Origin of the sequence: Microbacterium oleivorans (assembly GCF_013389665.1) — a bacterium.
GTDB lineage: Bacteria > Actinomycetota > Actinomycetes > Actinomycetales > Microbacteriaceae > Microbacterium > Microbacterium oleivorans_C.
Genome location: NZ_CP058316.1, coordinates 1,508,169 through 1,525,808, shown reverse-complemented (window position 1 = coordinate 1,525,808; position 17,640 = coordinate 1,508,169). Strand labels below are relative to the sequence as shown.

Genomic DNA, 17,640 nt, shown 5'->3' with positions numbered 1-17,640 from the left:
GCCCGCGATGGCAGGACAGTCACTACTCGGAGGAAAACTGCCATGCACTCCGTCGCCTGCATCGTCCAGCCGGGTTTCGCCCCGTTCGAGTTCGGACTCGCGTGCGAGGCCTTCGGTCTCGACCGATCCGACGACGGCATCCCGAACTTCGACTTCCGCATCGTCGCTCCGGACCCGGGGGTTGTGCCGGCCAACATGGGCTTCTCGATCAACGTCGAGAGCGATCTCGGGTTCGCCGACGAGGCCGATCTCGTCGTGATCACCCCGATCCCGCGGAGTGCGTGGAACCACGTCGACGAACGGGTGAGCGCGGTCGTCCGCCGTGCGGTCGAGCGCGGCGCCTGGGTGCTGACGGTCTGCAGCGGATCGTTCGTCGTCGCGGCCGCGGGCGTGCTCGACGGCAAGCGCGCGACGACCCACTGGCGCTACGCCGAGACGATGGCGCAGATGTATCCGCAGATCGAAGTCGACCCGGCGGTCCTCTATGTCCAATCGGATCGCATCATCACGAGTGCCGGCACGGCTGCGGGCCTCGACGCGTGCCTGCACCTGCTGCGCATCGAACTCGGCGCCGAGGCTGCCAACACGATCGCGCGGCGCATGGTCGTCGCACCGCAGCGCGACGGTGGGCAGGCCCAGTTCATCGCCAAGCCGCTGCCCGACGCGTCCTCGCTCTCGCTCACCCCGATCGCCGACTGGATGGTGGAGAACCTCGACCTCGACCTCTCCGTCGACCTGCTCGCCGCCCGGGCGCACATGTCGCCGCGCACGTTCGCGCGGCGGTTCAAGGCGGACTACGGAACGACGCCCGCGGCCTGGCTCGGGCGTCAGCGCATCCTCCGGGCTCAGCGTCTGCTCGAGCAGACCGATCTCGCGCTCGACCAGGTCGCCGCCGACAGCGGCTTCGGTTCGGCATCGGTGCTGCGCCAGAACTTCGCCCGAGCCCTGGGTCTCAGCCCGTCGGCGTATCGGGCGCGATTCGCCTGCACCGACGAGGCGGTCGCGGCGTCCGGCGGCGGAGACCATCGTCTGGCCGAGCTGCACGCGGCACCCGTGGCATCCTGATCCGCGCGATGCTAAACTTGAGTCATTCAGGCTCAAGTTTGAGCCGAGAGAATTCAGGAGACTCATGAACGCGACGCAGCAGCCGGGGCAGGAGGACGCGCGCAGCGCCCTCGAGCAGTTCGGCATCAACCTCACCGACCGTGCCCGCCAGGGCAAGCTCGACCCCGTCATCGGGCGCGACGGCGAGATCCGCCGGGTCAGCCAGGTGCTCACCCGCCGAACCAAGAACAACCCCGTCCTCATCGGCGAGCCCGGCGTCGGCAAGACCGCCGTCGTCGAGGGCCTCGCCCAGCGCATCGTCGCCGGCGACGTCGCCGAGAGCCTGAAGAACAAGGAGCTCGTCTCGCTCGACATCTCCGCCCTCGTCGCCGGTGCCATGTACCGCGGCCAGTTCGAGGAGCGCCTGAAGAGCGTGCTCAAGGAGATCACCGAGTCGGACGGCCGGATCATCACCTTCATCGACGAGCTGCACGTGCTCATGGGTGCCGGGGGCGGTGAGGGGTCCGTCGCGGCGTCGAACATGCTCAAGCCCATGCTCGCCCGCGGCGAGCTGCGCCTCATCGGCGCGACGACCCTCGACGAGTACCGCGAGTTCATCGAGAAGGATGCCGCTCTCGAGCGGCGCTTCCAGCAGGTCTACGTCGGCGAACCGAGCGTCGAGGACACGATCGCGATCCTCCGCGGGCTCAAGGAGCGCTACGAGGCGCACCACAAGGTGGCGATCGCCGACGGCGCGCTCGTGGCCGCGGCATCCCTCTCGAACCGGTACATCCCGGCCCGGCAGCTGCCCGACAAGGCGATCGACCTCATCGACGAGGCCGCGTCGCGGCTGCGCATGGAGATCGACTCGGCGCCACTCGAGATCGATGAGCTGCGCCGTCACGTCGATCGGCTGAAGCTCGAGGAGCTCGCGCTGAAGAAGGAGAAGGATGCCGCGTCGCGCGAGCGTCTGGAGACCCTGCGTGCGTCGCTGAAGGACGAACAGCACAAGCTCGACGACCTGCAGGCGCGATGGGAGCGCGAGCGTGCGTCGCTCAACCGCGTCGGCGATCTGAAGACCCGCCTGGATGCCGCACGCGTCGAGGCCGAGCGCGCGCAGCGCGAGGGGAACCTCGAGATGGCCTCGCGGCTGCTGTACGCCGAGATCCCGGCGCTCGAGCGCGAGGTGGTCGAGGCCGAACGTGCCGAGACGGCCGTCGACGGTCCGGAGCGGATGGTGAACGACCAGGTCACCGATGAGGACATCGCCTCGGTCATCGCGGCGTGGACGGGCATCCCCGTCGGCCGGTTGCTGCAGGGCGAGACCGAGAAGCTCGTGCGGCTGGAGTCGGAGCTCGGCAAGCGCCTCATCGGGCAGAAGGTCGCCGTGAAGGCCGTCGCGGACGCCGTGCGGCGCTCGCGCGCGGGGATCAGCGACCCGAACCGGCCGACCGGATCGTTCCTGTTCCTGGGCCCCACCGGCGTCGGCAAGACCGAACTGGCCAAGGCGCTGGCGGAGTTCCTGTTCGACGACGAGCACGCGATGATCCGGATCGACATGTCGGAGTACGGCGAGAAGCACTCCGTGTCGCGGCTCGTCGGCGCCCCTCCCGGGTACATCGGGTACGAGCAGGGCGGTCAGCTGACCGAGGCGGTCCGGCGACGCCCGTACTCGGTCGTGCTGCTCGACGAGGTCGAGAAGGCCCATCCCGAGGTCTTCGACGTGCTGCTGCAGGTCATGGACGACGGCCGGCTCACCGATGGCCAGGGCCGGACGGTCGACTTCCGCAACGTCATCCTGATTCTCACCTCCAACCTCGGATCGCCGATCCTCATCGACCCGACGCTGAGCCTGGAGCAGAAGCGGGAACAGGTGCAGATCCTGCTGCGCCAGGCGTTCCGGCCGGAGTTCCTCAACCGGCTCGACGACACCGTCATGTTCGAGGCGCTCAGCCAGGACGACCTCGCGCAGATCGTCGAGCTCTCGGTCGATGTCCTCCAGCGCCGCCTCAAGGACCGCCGTCTCGCGTTGGCGGTGACCCCCGACGCTCGTGCCTGGCTCGCCGAGCGGGGCTACGACCCGGTGTACGGGGCCCGCCCGCTGCGCCGGCTCATCCAGTCCGAGATCCAGGATCGCCTCGCCATGGCGATCCTCTCGGGTGGTGTGCACGACGGCGACGTCGTGCGGGTGGATGTCGCGGCCGACGGCTCGTCGCTCGTGCTGACGAGTGCGGGCGCGCCCGCCGGCGGGAGCCGCGGCGACGACCCCGACGACGATGTGATCGAGGCCGAGCTGCTCGACGACTGACCCGTCGGTCACCGGGCGGGTACGGGCGCAAGCCCCGCGGGCTGCTTGCGCACGGCGTGAGAGCATCGGGGCATGCGTACCGTGCGGGCCCTGTGGGGCGCCTCCCATCCCGGGCCCGCCCTCGTCGTCACGGCGCTGTCGCTCGCGCTCGGCCTCGCCGCGGGGCTCGAGTTCTGGCGGGTCGCCGTGCTCGTGGCATCCGTCTTCTTCGGGCAGCTCTCCATCGGCATCTCCAACGACACCATCGACCGCGAGCGCGACCGGGCGGTCGGGCGTCGCGACAAGCCGCTCGTGCGAGGCGAGGTGTCGAATCGCACGGCGTGGTTCGCTGCGATCGGCTCCGTCGTGATCGCTCTGGCGCTGTCGTCGGTGCTCGGCTGGGGGATGCTGCTCGCCCACGCCGTCACCATCGTGTCGGCGTGGGCGTACAACCTCGGTCTCAAGGCGACCGCGGTGTCGGTGGTCCCGTTCCTCGTCAGCTTCGGACTCTTCCCCTCGCTCGCCACGCTGTCGGCTCCGGAGCCCGTGCTCGCCGCGCCGTTCGCGGCGGTCGCCGGTGCCGCCCTCGGCGCCGCCGTGCACCTCACGAACGTGCTGCCCGATCTCGACGACGACCGCCGCACCGGCGTCCGCGGCCTGCCGCACCGCCTCGGCGCCACCGCCTCGGTCTTCGCCGCCGTCGCCGGGATCGTCGTCGCAGCCGTCTCCGTCATGGTCGGCGGTGGTGCCGGAGGCCCGCTGGCCTGGATCTTCTTCGTCGCGGTGCTGCTGCTGGCCGCGGCGGTGATCGTGCGGATGCGGCGGCGCGGGCCCGATCGGACGGGATTCCGCCTCGTCATGGCCTCGGCCCTGCTGCTGGCCGCGCAACTGGTCGCAACCGCGGGAGCCCTCGCCGCGTAGCCCGCGCGCGGACACCCGGCGGCGGGGTCAGCGCGCGGCGGTGTCGAGCCCCATGGCGTAGGCGCGGGGGACGAGCGAGCCGGTGGCTGCGAGAGCCGCGCCCAGCGTGCGCGTTCGCAGCGCGTGTGTCGCGGCGCTCACCGGTCGTCCGAGCCGCATGTTGACCGCCGCCATGCGACCGGCGATGCGGGCCGAGCGGAGGCGGTCGCGCTCCCACCGCGCGAGGGCCGCCGCGGGCTCCCGCCCCGTCCGGACCCAGGCGGCGAGCAGGGGAGCGAGCGTCGCGGCATCCAGGAGGCCCAGGTTCATGCCCTGCCCGCCGATCGGGCTGATCTCGTGGGCGCTGTCGCCGATGACGGCGAGCCGGCCCCGCCGCATCGCGGGCGCCAGCACCCGCCGGACGCGGAAGCCGGTCGCCGCCGTCACCGTGTCGGCCGCCGCGGCTTCGCCCCGTTCCCGGAGCGCCGCACGCAGGCGCTCGAGCCGCGCCGCGGGCTCGTCGATCCCCGTCGCGCCGCCCGCGCCGCCGGCGGCGGTGGTGCGCGGGTCGCCGGCGTCCCAGGCCACGAACCTCCGGCGTCCGCCCGGCAGCGGGAACGACTCCAGCACGCCCCCCGCGGCCAGGTGCACCACGGCGGTCTCGGCGTCCTCGCGAGGCGCGACGTCGGTGTCGCTCATCAGGTAGCGGTCGGGGTAGCTCGTGCGTCCGAGCGCGTCCGGACGGAAGACCAGGTCGCGCGCGCCGACGCCTGCGGCGACGACCACGATGGGGGCGGAGAGCTCGCGCTCGCCGCGGGGATCGGACGCGTCGAGGCGCACCGCGTCCATGCCCACACGCACCCGACTCACCGTCGTGCCGCGCTGGGGTTCGGGAGCTCCGACGGCGAGAGCCGACTCGGTGAGCGCCTGCGGCAGCGTCGCGACGTAGGGATGCCGCACCGACAGGCGGTCGAACCGCACGACGCCGAGCAGGCGGCCGTCGCTGCGAGCCTCGCCGCGCGACACCCGCACCGCCCGCGCGAGGATGCGGTCGGTCGCGCCGCCCTCCTCGAGCGCCGCGAGGACGGGGGCGTGAAGACCGATCGCCCGCGATCCGCCGCCGCCCTGCGCGCGGCGCTCGACCACCTCCACGTCCACGTCGCGGCGTGCCAGCTCGGCGGCCAGCAGCATTCCCACGGGTCCCGCTCCGACGACGATGACCTCAGGCACGACCCGACCCCACCGCGAGCACGCGAAACGGTGCCGGACGCAGCACATGCCACGGGCCCTGGGAGGCCAGCTCAGCCCGCAGCTCGGGAGCCCGATAGCTGCGGCGGATCGAGCGCAGTCCGTCGGTGCGGAGGAACGTCCCGTGTTGCAGGGGCAGGATGCCCGCCGCGTACAGCGCGTACGCCGTCCGACTCCGCTCGATGTCGGCGTGCAGCACGATGCCGTCGGTGAGGGCCCGCGAGTCGTCGAGGAAGCTCGGCAGCTCGGTATCGCCGAGGTGGTGGAGCACGTGGTTGGAGATCACGGCGTCGAAGCGCTCTCCGCTCGCCCGCAGCGTCGTGGAGTCGGCGCTGCGGAACTCCAGACCGGGTCGGCTGCGCGCGTTCGCGACCGCCAGCGCCCGCGGGTCGGGGTCGATGCCGACCCAGTCCACGCGGAGACCGTCGCGGTCGGCCGCGCGCGCCAGCCGCGCCGTCACGTCACCGCCGCCGGAGCCGATGTCGAGCACGCGGGCGGGGCGGTCGAGCCGCGCGAGCGCGGGACGCAGGTGGCGCCGCCACACCGCGCCCCAGCCGCTCACGACCCGATTGACGGCGTCGAAGCGGCGCAGGGTCCGGGCCAGGGCCTCCGCGTCGCAGTCGGGGTCGTCCATCAGCTCCCGCAGCTCGGTGTCGCGGCGCCTCAGGTCCACGAGGCGACGGGCTCGGCGAGGCGGGCGGCGGGCTCGGCGGCATCCTGTTCCTCGGCGGAGCCGGCCCCGGGCGTGACGCCGGTCGAGACTCCGGCGGTCAGCAGGGCCGCCTCCAGGGTCAGGCCCGGACCGAACGCGAGGGTCGCGATCGTCTCACCGTCGCGCAGACCCTCGCCGGCCAGCAGCGATCGCAGGATGAACAGGATCGTCGCGCTCGACATGTTGCCGTGATCGCGCAGGACCGCGCGCGAGGCGGACAGGGCATCGGGGGCGAGCCCGAGCCCGGCCTCGACACGGTCGACGACGCTGCGGCCGCCGGGATGGACGGCCCAGGTGTCGACCGAGGCGTCACCGACGAACCCGTCGACGGCGTCGCGGATCTCGCGTCCGATGATGCGGGGGACCTCGGCCGAGAGCACCATCTCGAAACCGGCGTCACCGACGGTCCAGGTCATGTCGCGCTCGCCCTCGTCGGTGACGACGGTGGCGAAGCGGTCGAGGTCGAGCCAGCGCTCGCCGCGTCGTGCCGGGTCGGCGCTCACGACGGCCGCCGCGGCGCCGTCGGCGAACAACGAGGCCGCGAGGATCTGGTCGGGGTCGTCGGCGACCCGGAAGTGGAGCGTGCACAGCTCGGCGCAGACGACGAGGACGACGGCATCCGGATCGGCCGCACACATCCGCGCCGCGGCGCGCAGCGCCGGAACGGCCGCGGCGCACCCGATGAAGCCCAGGTGGTAGCGCTCCACCCCGGTGGAAAGGCCGAGGTCGCGGACGAGTCGATAATCCGGTCCCGGCGCGAACATGCCCGTGCACGAGACCGTGACGACGTGCGTCACCTGGGACGGGGCGACGGATGCTGCGGCGAGCGCTTCCCGCGCCGCCCGGGCGAACAGGTCCGGGGCCAGCGCGATGTAGGCGTCATTGCGGGCGCCGGTCGTGGGCGACAGCAGCGCACCCGCATCCGAGAGCACCGGCAGCGACTCGGGCGCGGTCTCGTCGCCGTTCGCCGCATCGCCGGTCGCCGCATCGGCCGTGGCGGCGTCGCGGGAGCGCCGGTCGAGAGCGTCCGCCAGCTCCGTCAGCACGGTGTGGCGTGTCTCGATGGCCGAGGCGTCGAACACCGCGCGGACGAGGCGCTGCGACAGGCGGCCGATCCCGGGCTGTGAGCCGAAGAGATCGCGCACGGCGTCTTGGCGGAGCACGGCCGGCGGCACGGCGGTGCCGATCGACAGGATTCGAGCGGTCATGCTTGACGATAACCGTCGCGGGAGGTCGACGGCGCGGGGGTGTCGCACCACGCGGGCCTCGTCTATGGTGCCCTTCGCCGAAACGACGCAGCGCCCCGGCCACGGGGGCGAGGCGCTGCGTGTCGGACGCGACGGCGACGGTCAGTCGTCGACGACGACCGATTCGGTCACCGGGCGGCGGGTGCGCGGCGAGAGCTCGCGTTCGCGCACGGCGGCGGGGGCGCCGTCGACGTCGCCGAGGTCGCCGACGGCCATGACGGTCAGCGGCACGAGCGGCGATTCGATGCCGAGCACGTCGGCGAGGGCCGACGCGTCGAAGCCTGTCATCTGGTGCGTGTAGAGGCCGTCGGCGTGAGCCTGCACGGTGAAGTGCGCGGCGGCCTGGCCGAGGTCGTACAGAGCGGTGGGCACGGGCTTGCCGTCGTTCTCGGTCTGCGCGACGAACACGATGAGGGCGCCGGCGGGACCGGCCCAGGCCTTGTTGAAGTCGACGAGCGTCGAGACGACCTTCTCGTGCGTCGCGGAGCCGCGGCGGGCGACGACGAAGCGCCAGGGCTGGAGGTTGAACGCCGACGGCGCCCACCGGGCGGCCTCGAGGGCACTGGCGAGGGCGGCCTCGTCGATGGGGGCGACATCGTCGTACAGGCGCGTGCTCCAGCGGGCGGCGAGGACGTCGAGGACGGGGGCATCCGTGTCGGCGACGCGGTCTTCGATGAGGGACATGGGATTCTCCCGGGGTGGTGGACGGACAACGACGGACTCCATCGTCCCGACAACATCGAACCGCGCCGAGCGCCCCGTCATTCCCACGTGCTCCTCTTGCGCACGCGGTCCGGCGGGGCGACCCTGGGGGAATGACCGCTTTCGGAGTCGACGGGGCCTTCAGCGGGTTCAGCGTCGACGACATCGACGCCGCCCGCGCCTTCTACGCCGACACGCTCGGTCTCGACGTCGAGACCAACGCCATGGGCTTCCTCGAGATCCGCCTCGCATCGGGAGGCGGCATCCTCGTGTACGCCAAACCCGACCACGTTCCGGCCGGTTTCACGATCCTGAACTTCCCCGTCGACGACATCGACGCCGCCGTCGACGACCTTCGCGGGCGGGGCGTCGAGACCAAGATCTACTCCGACGACGAGTTCCCCTCCGACGAGCGCGGGATCGTGCGCGGGGAGGGCCGCGGCCCCGACATCGCCTGGTTCCGCGATCCCGCCGGCAACGTCATCGCCGTGCTCGAGGCCTGATCCGCGCAGACGTCGGCGCCCGGCGAGGTCATCCGCGAGGGATGCCGCACCGGGCGCCGTCGTTGCAGCGGCGGTGTCGCTCAGCGCTTGAGCGCCTCGCCGAGCTTGACTCTGGCGCCCATGCGCAGCAGCGAGTTCTCGTAGATCTTCGCGCCCACCAGGATCGCGCCGACGCAGGTCACGAGCAGGATCGCCAGCGAGAGCAACGGCTCCCACCACATCGCATCGCCGAGGAACAGGCGCATCGGCATCCCGACCGGGGCCGAGAACGGCACGTACGACATGATCGCGAGGATCAGCGGATTGTTCCACGCGAAGATGACCAGGAAGTACGGCGCCATCACGAGCAGGATGAGCGGCGTCGTCGTGGCGCCGATGTCCTCCTGACGCGAGACCATCGCGGCCGCTGCGGCGAACAGCGCCGCCAGCAGGATGAACCCGAAGAGGAAGAACACCGCGAACCAGGCGATCGGGGCGCCGATGCCCGTCAGCAGCGCGGTCTGGTCGGTGACCGTGAGCCCGATCACCGCCACCGCCGCCAGGATGAGGATCTGCCCCATCGCCAGCACGGTGTTGCCGATCACCTTGCCGGCCAGCAACGCGCGCACCGGCACGGCGGAGATGAGCAGCTCGACGACGCGGGTCTGCTTCTCCTCGACGACGGACTGGGCGATCGTCGCACCGAACGTCTGGGCCGAGATGAAGAAGATCGCGCCGAAGCCGATCGCGACGATGTAGCCGAGGAAGCCGGCGTCGCCGGTCGGATCGAGCAGCTCGACCTTCGGCAGCTGGGCCAGCGCCATCAGGATGGTGTTCGACACCGACGAGTCGCCGATCACGACGAAGCCCGTCGGCGACGTGGTGTCGGCCACGATCGCCGCCTCGACGTCGCCATCGCGGACCGCCGTCTCGGCAGCGCTGCGGTCGGCCACATCCCGCACCTCGAGACCGGCGGCGTTCTGCACGTACGAGGTGGCGTCGGGGGTGACGGCGACGGGGGATCCGCTGTCGTCACCCGCCGAGAAGCCGCCCCACACGATGAGCGCGAGCGCCCCGAGGAAGAGGATGAGGAAGGAGATGACGAACGACTTGCTGCGCAGCTTCGAGCCGATCTCGCGCTCGGCGACGAGCCACGTGCTCTGGGCGAACGAAGGGGATGCGGTGCTCACGGTGCGACCTCCGGGGTGCGCTCTTCTTGGATGACTTCGGTGAAGATCTGGGCGAGCGAGGGATGCCGCGGCGTGAAGCTCGCGACATCGCCCTGGGCGACGGCACGACGCAGGACGCGCTGAGCGGTCTCGTCGGCGTCGACGTCGAAGAGGGCGTAGCCGCCGTCGAACTCGACGACCTCCACGCCCGGCTCGGCGCGCAGCCACCCGGCGTCGCCCGTGGAGACGAGCTCGAACCGGTGGCCCTGGTGCTGCCGTCGCAGTCCCTCGCGGGTGCCGGCGGCGCGGATGGTGCCTCCGGCGATGATCACGAGGTCGTCGCACAGGCGCTCGACGACGTCGAGCTGGTGCGACGAGAAGAGCACGCCCACCCCCTGCGCCGCGCGGGACTGCAGCACCTCGGCGACGACGTCGACGGCGAGCGGGTCGAGGCCGGAGAACGGCTCGTCGAGGATCAGCACCTGGGGGTCGTGAACGAGCGCTGCGGCGATCTGAGCGCGCTGCTGGTTGCCGAGCGAGAGCGTCTCGATGTTGTCGTTCAGGCGCTCGCCGAGTCCGAGCTCCTCGAGCAGCGACTGCGCCCGCGTCGCGGCGTCGGCCTTCGAGAAGCCGTGCAGCCGCGCGAGGTAGACGATCTGCTCGAGGACCTTCATCTTCGGGTAGAGGCCGCGCTCCTCAGGCATGTAGCCGAAGCGGCGGCGGTCGGCGGCCGTCAGCGGCGTGCCGTCGATCGTGACCTCGCCCCGGTCGCGCGACAGCACGCCCAGCATGATGCGCATGGTCGTGGTCTTGCCCGCGCCGTTGCCCCCGACGAAGCCCGTCAGGCGTCCGTCGGGAACCCGGAACCCCACGTCGTCGAGCACGCGGTGCGTGCCGTAGCTCTTGGTGATGCCGCTCAGTTCGAGCATTCCGCCTCCTTGTCCGATGACTCCACGCTAGGGAGCGCACCGGGGGTCGCGGATCCCCCGTACGGCGGATCGTGAGCCGGCGGCGCCCGCCGGGAGGCGGAGCTGCGCAGGAGAGGCGCGGGGCGCCGAGGGCGGGCTCAGCGCGCCGGCCACCCCGCCGGTGACGAGACACCGGCCGGGTACTCGTCCATCGGGACGGCGCCGGCGTGCCAGGCGTCGAGCACGGGCTGCACGATGCGCCAGCAGTCGACCGCGGCATCGCCGCGGACAGAGAGCATGGCGTCGCCGTCGAGGATGCCCGAGAGCACCTCGGCGTACGCCTTCAGCGCCCCTTCGCCGAGCTCGGCCAGCAGCGTGGCCCGCTCGAGTTCGAGCGGGTCGGCGCCGCTGTTGACGTTGAGCTCGAGAGCCATCGTGTCGGGCCCGAGCGCGAAGCGCAGCACCGAGGGGTGCGGGTCGCCGGTGAAACCCGCAGGCAGGTGCCGCACCGGGTGGAACCGCACGACGACCTCGGCATCGACGTGTCCGAGGGCCTTGCCCGAGCGCAGCGTGATCGGCACCCCTTGCCACCGGGCGTTGCGCACCTCGACGACGACCTCGGCGAGCGTCTCGGTTTCGCGTGCGGGATCGACGCCGGGCTCGTCGGCGTACGAGGGATAGTGCCGGCCCGCCACGGTGCCGGCGGTGTAGCGGGCGCGGCGCGAGGAACCCGCGGGGTCGTCGTTCCAGATCGCCGTGGCTCGCAGCACCGCGCCGGTGGCGTCGCGCAGATCCCGCTCGTCGAGGGATGCCGGCGGCTCCATCGTCACGAACGCCATGACCTGCAGCAGGTGGCTCTGGATCATGTCGGTGAGGGCGCCGGCGCGGTCGTAGTAGCCCGCCCGTCCCTCCAGGCCCAAGGACTCGTCGTATCGGATCTCGATCGAGGCGATGTCGTCGGCCGACCAGACCGGCTCGATGATGCGGTTCGCGAAGCGCACGCCCAGCAGATTCAGCACCGTCGAGCGCCCCAGGAAGTGGTCCACACGGAAGATCTGCTCCTCGGGGACGAGGCCCGCCAGGATGTCGTTGAGCCGGCGTGCGCCATCGGCGTCCGAACCGAACGGCTTCTCGAGGGCGAGCACGGTGCCTGTGGGCAGGCGCACGTCGGCGAGGGCGGCGCAGGCCGCGGCGGCGACCGCCGGCGGGACGGCGAAGTACAGTGCCGCGCGACCCTCGGCGGCATCCAGGATCGCCTGCAGCTCGTCGGCGCGGGTGATGTCGGCCTGCGTGTAGGTGGTGTCTGCGATGCACGAGAACGCCGCATCGGCGTCGGTCTCGCGGAACGACGCCCGCACCGTGTCGCGCCACTGATCGTCGGACCAGTCGTCCATGCCGGCGCCGTGGAGCCGCACGCGGCGCTCGGGCTCGCGGGCGAGCAGCTGCCCGAGCGCGGGCAGCAGGAGCCGCGAGGTCAGATCTCCCGAGGCGCCGAGGATGATGAGCGTCGTTTCGGCGGTCATGGCCGTCAGGCTACCGAGCGTCGGCGCAGCGCGCCTGCCGCGGACCCGCGCTTGCCCGCGCGCGTCGCGACAGCAACAATGTCGTCGGTGCCCGTGCCGATCGAGAGCTACGCCCTGCTGAGCAACTGCCGCAGCGCGGCCCTGGTGTCGGACGAGGGCAGTATCGACTGGCTCTGCCTGCCGCGTTACGACTCGGGTTCGATCTTCGCCGCCCTGCTCGGCGACCGGACGCACGGTCGCTGGAGCCTGCGACCGACCGACCCGGCCGCGACGGCCACGCGGCGATACGACGGCGACACCTTCGTCCTCGTCACCCGGTGGGAGTGCGCGACCGGCGTCGCCGAGGTGCACGAGTTCATGCCGGTCGACGACGGCGTCGAAGCGGTCGTGCGCCGCGTGGTGGGGGTCTCGGGAGAGGTCGGGTTCGCGAGCGAACTCCGGCTGCGGTTCGACTACGCGCGGGCGGTGCCGTGGGTGCGCCAGCTCGCTCCGCTCGCGACCGCCTCCGACGGGGAGCTGCCGACCGGCGTGCTGCTGGCGGTGGCCGGTCCCGACGCGGTGACCATCCGCGGCCCGCGGATGACGGCCGCCGACACGCGGCATCGCGCCGAGTGGAGCGTGACCGCGGGCCGCATCGTGGACTCGGTGCTCCGGTGGGAGCCGTCGTACCGCGACATCCCCCGGCCGTTCGACGTCGACGTCGCGATCGAGCGTGCGCGGACGTGGTGGTCGTCGTGGGCGCGGCGCATCGATCGCGCGGGTCGTTGGGGTGATCGCGTGCTGCGCTCCCTGCTCGTGCTGCGGGCGCTCACCCACGCCGAGACCGGCGGCATCGTCGCGGCCGCGACGACGTCGCTTCCCGAGGAGCTGGGGGGCACGCGCAACTGGGACTACCGGTACGTCTGGCTCCGCGACGCAGCTCTCACGCTCGAGGCCTACATCGCGCACGGCTATCTCGAGGCGGCCGTTCGCTGGCGCGACTGGCTGCTGCGTGCCGTCGCCGGAGACCCGGCCGACGTGCAGATCATGTACGGGATCGCCGGCGAGCGCGACCTGCCCGAACGCGAGCTGGCGAACCTTCCCGGGTATGCCGGATCGGCGCCGGTGCGCATCGGCAACGGCGCGGTCGACCAGTACCAGGCGGACGTGATCGGCGAGGTCATGGTCGCCCTCGAGGCGGCCCGCCTGGGCGGGGTCGCCGAGACCGGCTTCTCGTGGGCGTTGCAGCGCGCCCTCCTCGATCAGGTGGTCGCCGAGATCGACCGGCCCGACCACGGCATCTGGGAGATGCGCGGCGAGCCGCAGCGCTTCACGCACTCGCGCGTCATGGTGTGGGCGGCCCTCGATCGCGGGGTCCGAGCGGTCGAGGAGCACGGGCTCGACGGCGACGTCGAGACGTGGCGGCGTCTCCGCGAGGGCGTGCGGGCCGAGATCGACGAGCACGGGGTGGATGCCGCCGGCGGCCACTTCACGCAGTACGCCGGCACCGACGAGGTCGACGCCTCGCTGCTGCTGCTGCCCGCCGTGGGATTCTGCCGGGCCGACGACCCGCGCATGCTCGCGACCGTCGCGCGCATCGAGCAGACGCTGCTCCGGGACGGCCTCGTGCTGCGATACCGCACCGAGGCGGGCGCGGACGGACTCCCCGGCGGCGAGCATCCCTTCCTGGCCTGCTCGTTCTGGCTCGTCGAGCAGTACGCCGCGACCGGCCGCACCGCTGACGCGACCGACCTCATGGACCGCCTCTGCGCCATCGCGAACGACGTCGGGCTGCTGTCGGAGGAGTACGACGTCACGGCCGGGAGCCATCGGGGGAACACCCCGCAGGCGCTGTCGCACCTCGCACTCGTCGGGGCGGCCGACGCCCTCGCCGGTCACGCCGGACGTGCCGCACACCGCCACTGAGACCGGCCGGAATCGCGATTCATCGGGCCGCTATGTCGGAGGCCTATGATGCGCGGGTGACCTCTCACCCGGGTGCCCCTTTCCCCGCCACGCGCCGGCGACGTCTGGTGGCATTCGGCCACACGCGACGCGGCCTGGTGACGGGGTTCGCCGCCTTCCACATCGCTTACATCCTGGCTCTGTCGCCGCTGATCATCGCCGGCGGCACCGAGGGCGATCTGCCGCTGTACCGGCAGTGGGCGCAGGATGCGGTGCAGGGCACGTGGCCGATCATCGACTTCACCTGGGTGTATCCCGCCGGCGCGCTCCTGCCGGTCGTCGCCCCCATCGCGTTCGGCCCCTACCTCTACCAGCTCGTGTGGCTGCTGATGTTGACCGCGGCGAACTGGCTCGCGATCGTCTCGATCGCGGGGGGCAGGCTGCAGCGCATCTCGGCCTATCCGGCGGCCTGGTACTGGCTGCTCAGCGTGCTCCTGCTCGCGCCGGTGTCGATGCTGCGTCTCGAGGGGGTGGCGGCACCGCTGGCGATCGCCGGGCTCGTGTGGGTGGCGCGCCGACCCGTCGTCGCGGGGGCGCTGATCGCGCTCGCCACCTGGATCAAGGTGTGGCCCGCCGCGATCGCCGCCGCCGTCGTCGCGGTGTGCCGTGGACGCCGGCGGGTCGCGCTCGGCGGCTTGGGCGCCAGTGCCGTGATCGTGGCCGGGATCGTCGCCGCGGGCGGCGCGTCGAACCTGCTCAGCTTCCTGACGATCCAGGGCCAGCGCGCGCCGCAGCTCGAGGCGCCGATCGCCACGCCGTGGGTGTGGGCGACCATCTGGAACATGCCGGGAGCCCGCATCCGGCAGAACTACGAGCTCGCCACGCGCGAGGTCATCGGCCACGGCGCGACGGCAGCGGGCGAGGTCGTCGGATGGTTGATGATCGCCGCGTTCGTCGCCATCGCCGTGCTGCTCCTGCGGGCGCGCGCGACCTGGGTGGCGCGCGCGGTGCGCACCGATCTGGCCGAGAGCCGCCTCGTCGTGCTCGGCGCGTTCGCGATGACGGCCGCTCTCATCGTCTTCAACAAGGTCGGCTCGCCGCAGTACATGCTGTGGCTCGCCCCGATCGTCGTGGTGGGCCTCCTCGTCGAGCCCGAGCGCTGGCGCACCCCCGCCCGGTGGATGGCGGTGACGAGCCTGCTGACCACCCTCGTCTTCCCGATCTTCTACATGCCGCTCGTGGGCGGCGACGCGTTCGCGGCGAGCCTGCTGCTGGCACGCAACGTGCTGCTCGTGGCGCTGTTCGTCTGGAGCGTGCAGGCGCTGTGGCGGGTGGCGATGACGCGGCCCGCGACTGCGGTCCTCGCGCGTCCCGCGCCCCATCCCGCCCTCTCGCCGGTGTCCGACCCCGCGTGACCCCCCCGGCCCGGGGCGGCGCCTCGGCTCAGACCAGACCGTTGCGGTGAGCGAACACGACGGCCGCAACGCGGTCACGTGCGCCCAGCTTGATGAGGATGTTCGACACGTGCGTCTTCACCGTCGCGTCGCCGATGAAGAGCTCGCGCGCGATCTCGGCGTTGCTCAGCGCCCGCGCCAGCAGGCGCAGCACCTCGGCCTCGCGGTCGGTGAGACCGTGATCGGCCGCCGTCGCCGGGCGCGGCGCCGACGCGGGCGATGGGGCCGGTGAGTCGACGGCTTCCGCGCCCGCTGTCGCGAAGCGCTCGATGACCCGCCGGGTCACCTCCGGCGCGAGCAGCGCGTCGCCGGCCGCAGCGACGCGCACGGCGGATGTCAGCTCCTCGGGGCCGGCGTTCTTCAGCAGGAACCCGCTCGCCCCGGCCTGAAGGGCTTGGAACAGGTAGTCGTCGCGATCGAACGTCGTCACCACGACGACGGCGGCGGTGTTCTCGGGCTCGGCGACGATGCGCCGGGTGGCCTCGAGACCGTCGAGCACGGGCATCTGCACGTCCATGAACACCACGTCGGGGCGGAGCCGAGCGACGGTCTCGATCGCCTGCGCGCCGTCGCCGGCCTCGCCGACCACGGCGATGTCGCCCGCCGCCTCGAGGATCATCCGGAAGCCCGCCCGCATCACGGCGTGGTCGTCCACCAGCACGACGGTGGTGGGCGACGGGCCCGGGGCGGCCGCGGTGCCGGTCACGCGAGGACTCCGTGTTCGCTGCCGTCGGCGACCGTCTCGGCGGTCCCGGCGGCACGGCTCGCCCCGGCGGGCACGCGGGCACGGACGAGGAAGCCGCCGCGCGGCCGCGGCGCGGCCTCGAGCCATCCGCCCGATGCCGCCGCGCGTTCGCGCATCCCGACCAGCCCGAGCCCCGGCGTGCCGCCGTAACGCACCCGCCCGTCGTTGGCCACGTCGAGTTCGATCTCGTCGCCGTCGAAGCGCAGCCGGACGTCGGCGCGCGCGTCGGGGCCGCCGTGTCGCCGAGCGTTGGTGAGCGCCTCCTGTGCGATCCGGTAGAGGTTCACCTGCGCCACCTCGGATGCGGCCACCGGAGCCCCGACCACACTGAACGTCGTGGGCATCCCGTTCTCGGTCGCGTAACGGACGAGCTCGCCGATCGCCTCGAGCCGGAGCGTCGAGTCACCGGGCGAGACCGCATCGGGTGTCCGCAGCGTCTCCAGCAGCTGCCGCAACTCCACCAGCGAGGCGCGCGCCGACTCCTCGACGACGGTCAGCGCCCGACGGGCGGCGTCCGGGTCGTGCTCGAGCACCGTGCGTGCGGCGCCCGCCTGGACCCCCATCGCCGAGACGTGGTGGGCGACGACGTCGTGCAGCTCGCGCGCGATGCGCACCCGGTCCAGGGCCACGGCCTGTGCCGCGGTGATCTCGCGCTCGCGCTCGAGCTCGCGCGTGCGCTGCTCGAGCGTCTCGCGGCTGAGGGCCTCGGCATAGGCGCGCTCGCCGAAGGCGAAGGCGCCGGCGAAGAAGACGACGTTGAACAGGAACTGCAGCATCATCAGCGCGGCGACGGGAGAGAAGAGCGAGAACTCCGCCGCCGTCTCGCCGCCCGGATCACTGGCCGCCTGGAACATCGCCGCTATGAGCCAGAAGAACATCCCGACGATCACGACGACCCGCACGATCATCGCGCGGCGGCGATCGATGACCCACGCCCCCACGGAGTACATCGCGATGAACAGCGCGATGCTGCCGACGTACATCTCCGGGATGTGCACCGACATCCCGACGAAGTAGACGGCCGCGACGACGATCAACGCCGCCTCGGGCACGCGGCGACGCAACGCGAGCGGGGCGGTCAGCGCGAGGCAGTAGAGCAGACCCCAGCCCAGGTGGGGCGGATCGGCGCCCCACACCTGGGCGACGTGACCGAGCCAGGTGCTGAGGATGGCGCTGACCAGCATCGCTCCCGCGAGCCAGAGGTCGTTGCGCAGCTGCTCGCGGGTCGGCGCCCGGCGCTCGGTGGGAACGGTGGAGGCCACGGACATGCCTCCCACGCTACGGGTGGGTCCACCGGCGGGCATCCCCCGTGTGGGGGACGCGAGCGGCATCCGG

Annotated in this window: 15 protein-coding genes; 6 read left to right on the top strand and 9 right to left on the bottom strand. The window is 72.3% G+C overall.

Annotated features, from left to right (window positions below; translation table 11 throughout):
• Positions 1–42: 42 nt before the first annotated feature.
• The 3 genes from HW566_RS07295 (at position 43) to HW566_RS07285 (ending at position 4,252) form a co-directional block, all read left to right on the top strand.
• Positions 43–1,065: a helix-turn-helix domain-containing protein gene (locus HW566_RS07295; protein ID WP_178011646.1), complete on the top strand. Its 1,023-nt coding sequence runs from the start codon at positions 43–45 to the stop codon at positions 1,063–1,065.
• Positions 1,066–1,129: 64 nt separating this feature from the next.
• The gene (locus tag HW566_RS07290; RefSeq protein WP_178011644.1) at positions 1,130–3,352 is read left to right on the top strand and encodes an ATP-dependent Clp protease ATP-binding subunit; all 2,223 of its coding nucleotides are present in this window, start codon (positions 1,130–1,132) and stop codon (positions 3,350–3,352) included.
• Positions 3,353–3,424: 72 nt separating this feature from the next.
• A complete protein-coding gene (locus HW566_RS07285) occupies positions 3,425–4,252 on the top strand; it encodes a UbiA family prenyltransferase (protein WP_178011642.1) in 828 nt (275 codons plus the stop codon).
• 27 nt (positions 4,253–4,279) lie between these two features.
• On the opposite strand, the gene HW566_RS07280 is transcribed toward HW566_RS07285, so the two are convergent.
• From HW566_RS07280 to HW566_RS07265, 4 genes are all read right to left on the bottom strand, one after another.
• Positions 4,280–5,461, bottom strand: a complete 1,182-nt coding sequence (locus HW566_RS07280) for an FAD-dependent oxidoreductase (protein ID WP_178011640.1) — start codon at positions 5,459–5,461, stop codon at positions 4,280–4,282.
• On the bottom strand, positions 5,454–6,152 hold the full coding sequence (locus HW566_RS07275) for a methyltransferase domain-containing protein (RefSeq protein WP_178011639.1): 699 nt from the start codon (positions 6,150–6,152) through the stop codon (positions 5,454–5,456). The genes HW566_RS07280 and HW566_RS07275 overlap by 8 nt, the downstream gene beginning before the upstream one ends.
• Positions 6,143–7,399: a type III polyketide synthase gene (locus HW566_RS07270; protein ID WP_178011637.1), complete on the bottom strand. Its 1,257-nt coding sequence runs from the start codon at positions 7,397–7,399 to the stop codon at positions 6,143–6,145. The genes HW566_RS07275 and HW566_RS07270 overlap by 10 nt, the downstream gene beginning before the upstream one ends.
• Positions 7,400–7,540: 141 nt before the next feature.
• Positions 7,541–8,122: a nitroreductase family protein gene (locus HW566_RS07265; RefSeq protein WP_178011635.1), complete on the bottom strand. Its 582-nt coding sequence runs from the start codon at positions 8,120–8,122 to the stop codon at positions 7,541–7,543.
• A 131-nt stretch (positions 8,123–8,253) separates the two neighbouring features.
• Here HW566_RS07265 and HW566_RS07260 point away from each other — a divergent pair, with 131 nt between their 5' ends.
• Entirely contained in the window at positions 8,254–8,643 is a 390-nt protein-coding gene (locus tag HW566_RS07260) for a VOC family protein (RefSeq protein ID WP_178011633.1), read from the top strand.
• A gap of 80 nt (positions 8,644–8,723) precedes the next feature.
• Here the strand turns inward: HW566_RS07260 and HW566_RS07255 are convergent, their stop codons facing one another.
• From HW566_RS07255 to HW566_RS07245, 3 genes are all read right to left on the bottom strand, one after another.
• Entirely contained in the window at positions 8,724–9,812 is a 1,089-nt protein-coding gene (locus HW566_RS07255; protein WP_178011631.1) for an ABC transporter permease, read from the bottom strand.
• Entirely contained in the window at positions 9,809–10,720 is a 912-nt protein-coding gene (locus HW566_RS07250) for an ABC transporter ATP-binding protein (RefSeq protein ID WP_178011629.1), read from the bottom strand. The genes HW566_RS07255 and HW566_RS07250 overlap by 4 nt, the downstream gene beginning before the upstream one ends.
• A 137-nt stretch (positions 10,721–10,857) precedes the next feature.
• A complete protein-coding gene (locus HW566_RS07245; RefSeq protein WP_178011627.1) occupies positions 10,858–12,222 on the bottom strand; it encodes a glucose-6-phosphate dehydrogenase in 1,365 nt (454 codons plus the stop codon).
• A 78-nt stretch (positions 12,223–12,300) separates the two neighbouring features.
• On the opposite strand from HW566_RS07245, the gene HW566_RS07240 reads away from it, so the two are divergent.
• The gene (locus HW566_RS07240; RefSeq protein ID WP_178011625.1) at positions 12,301–14,127 is read left to right on the top strand and encodes a glycoside hydrolase family 15 protein; all 1,827 of its coding nucleotides are present in this window, start codon (positions 12,301–12,303) and stop codon (positions 14,125–14,127) included.
• A gap of 56 nt (positions 14,128–14,183) precedes the next feature.
• Positions 14,184–15,521 (top strand): DUF2029 domain-containing protein, encoded by a 1,338-nt coding sequence (locus HW566_RS07235; RefSeq protein ID WP_256728916.1) that lies wholly within the window; start codon positions 14,184–14,186, stop codon positions 15,519–15,521.
• 28 nt (positions 15,522–15,549) lie between these two features.
• On the opposite strand, the gene HW566_RS07230 is transcribed toward HW566_RS07235, so the two are convergent.
• Together HW566_RS07230 and HW566_RS07225 are read right to left on the bottom strand one after the other, a co-directional pair.
• Positions 15,550–16,197 (bottom strand): response regulator, encoded by a 648-nt coding sequence (locus tag HW566_RS07230; RefSeq protein WP_256728946.1) that lies wholly within the window; start codon positions 16,195–16,197, stop codon positions 15,550–15,552.
• Between the two features lie 65 nt (positions 16,198–16,262).
• Positions 16,263–17,573 (bottom strand): sensor histidine kinase, encoded by a 1,311-nt coding sequence (locus tag HW566_RS07225; protein ID WP_178011621.1) that lies wholly within the window; start codon positions 17,571–17,573, stop codon positions 16,263–16,265.
• Between the last annotated feature and the right edge of the window lie 67 nt (positions 17,574–17,640).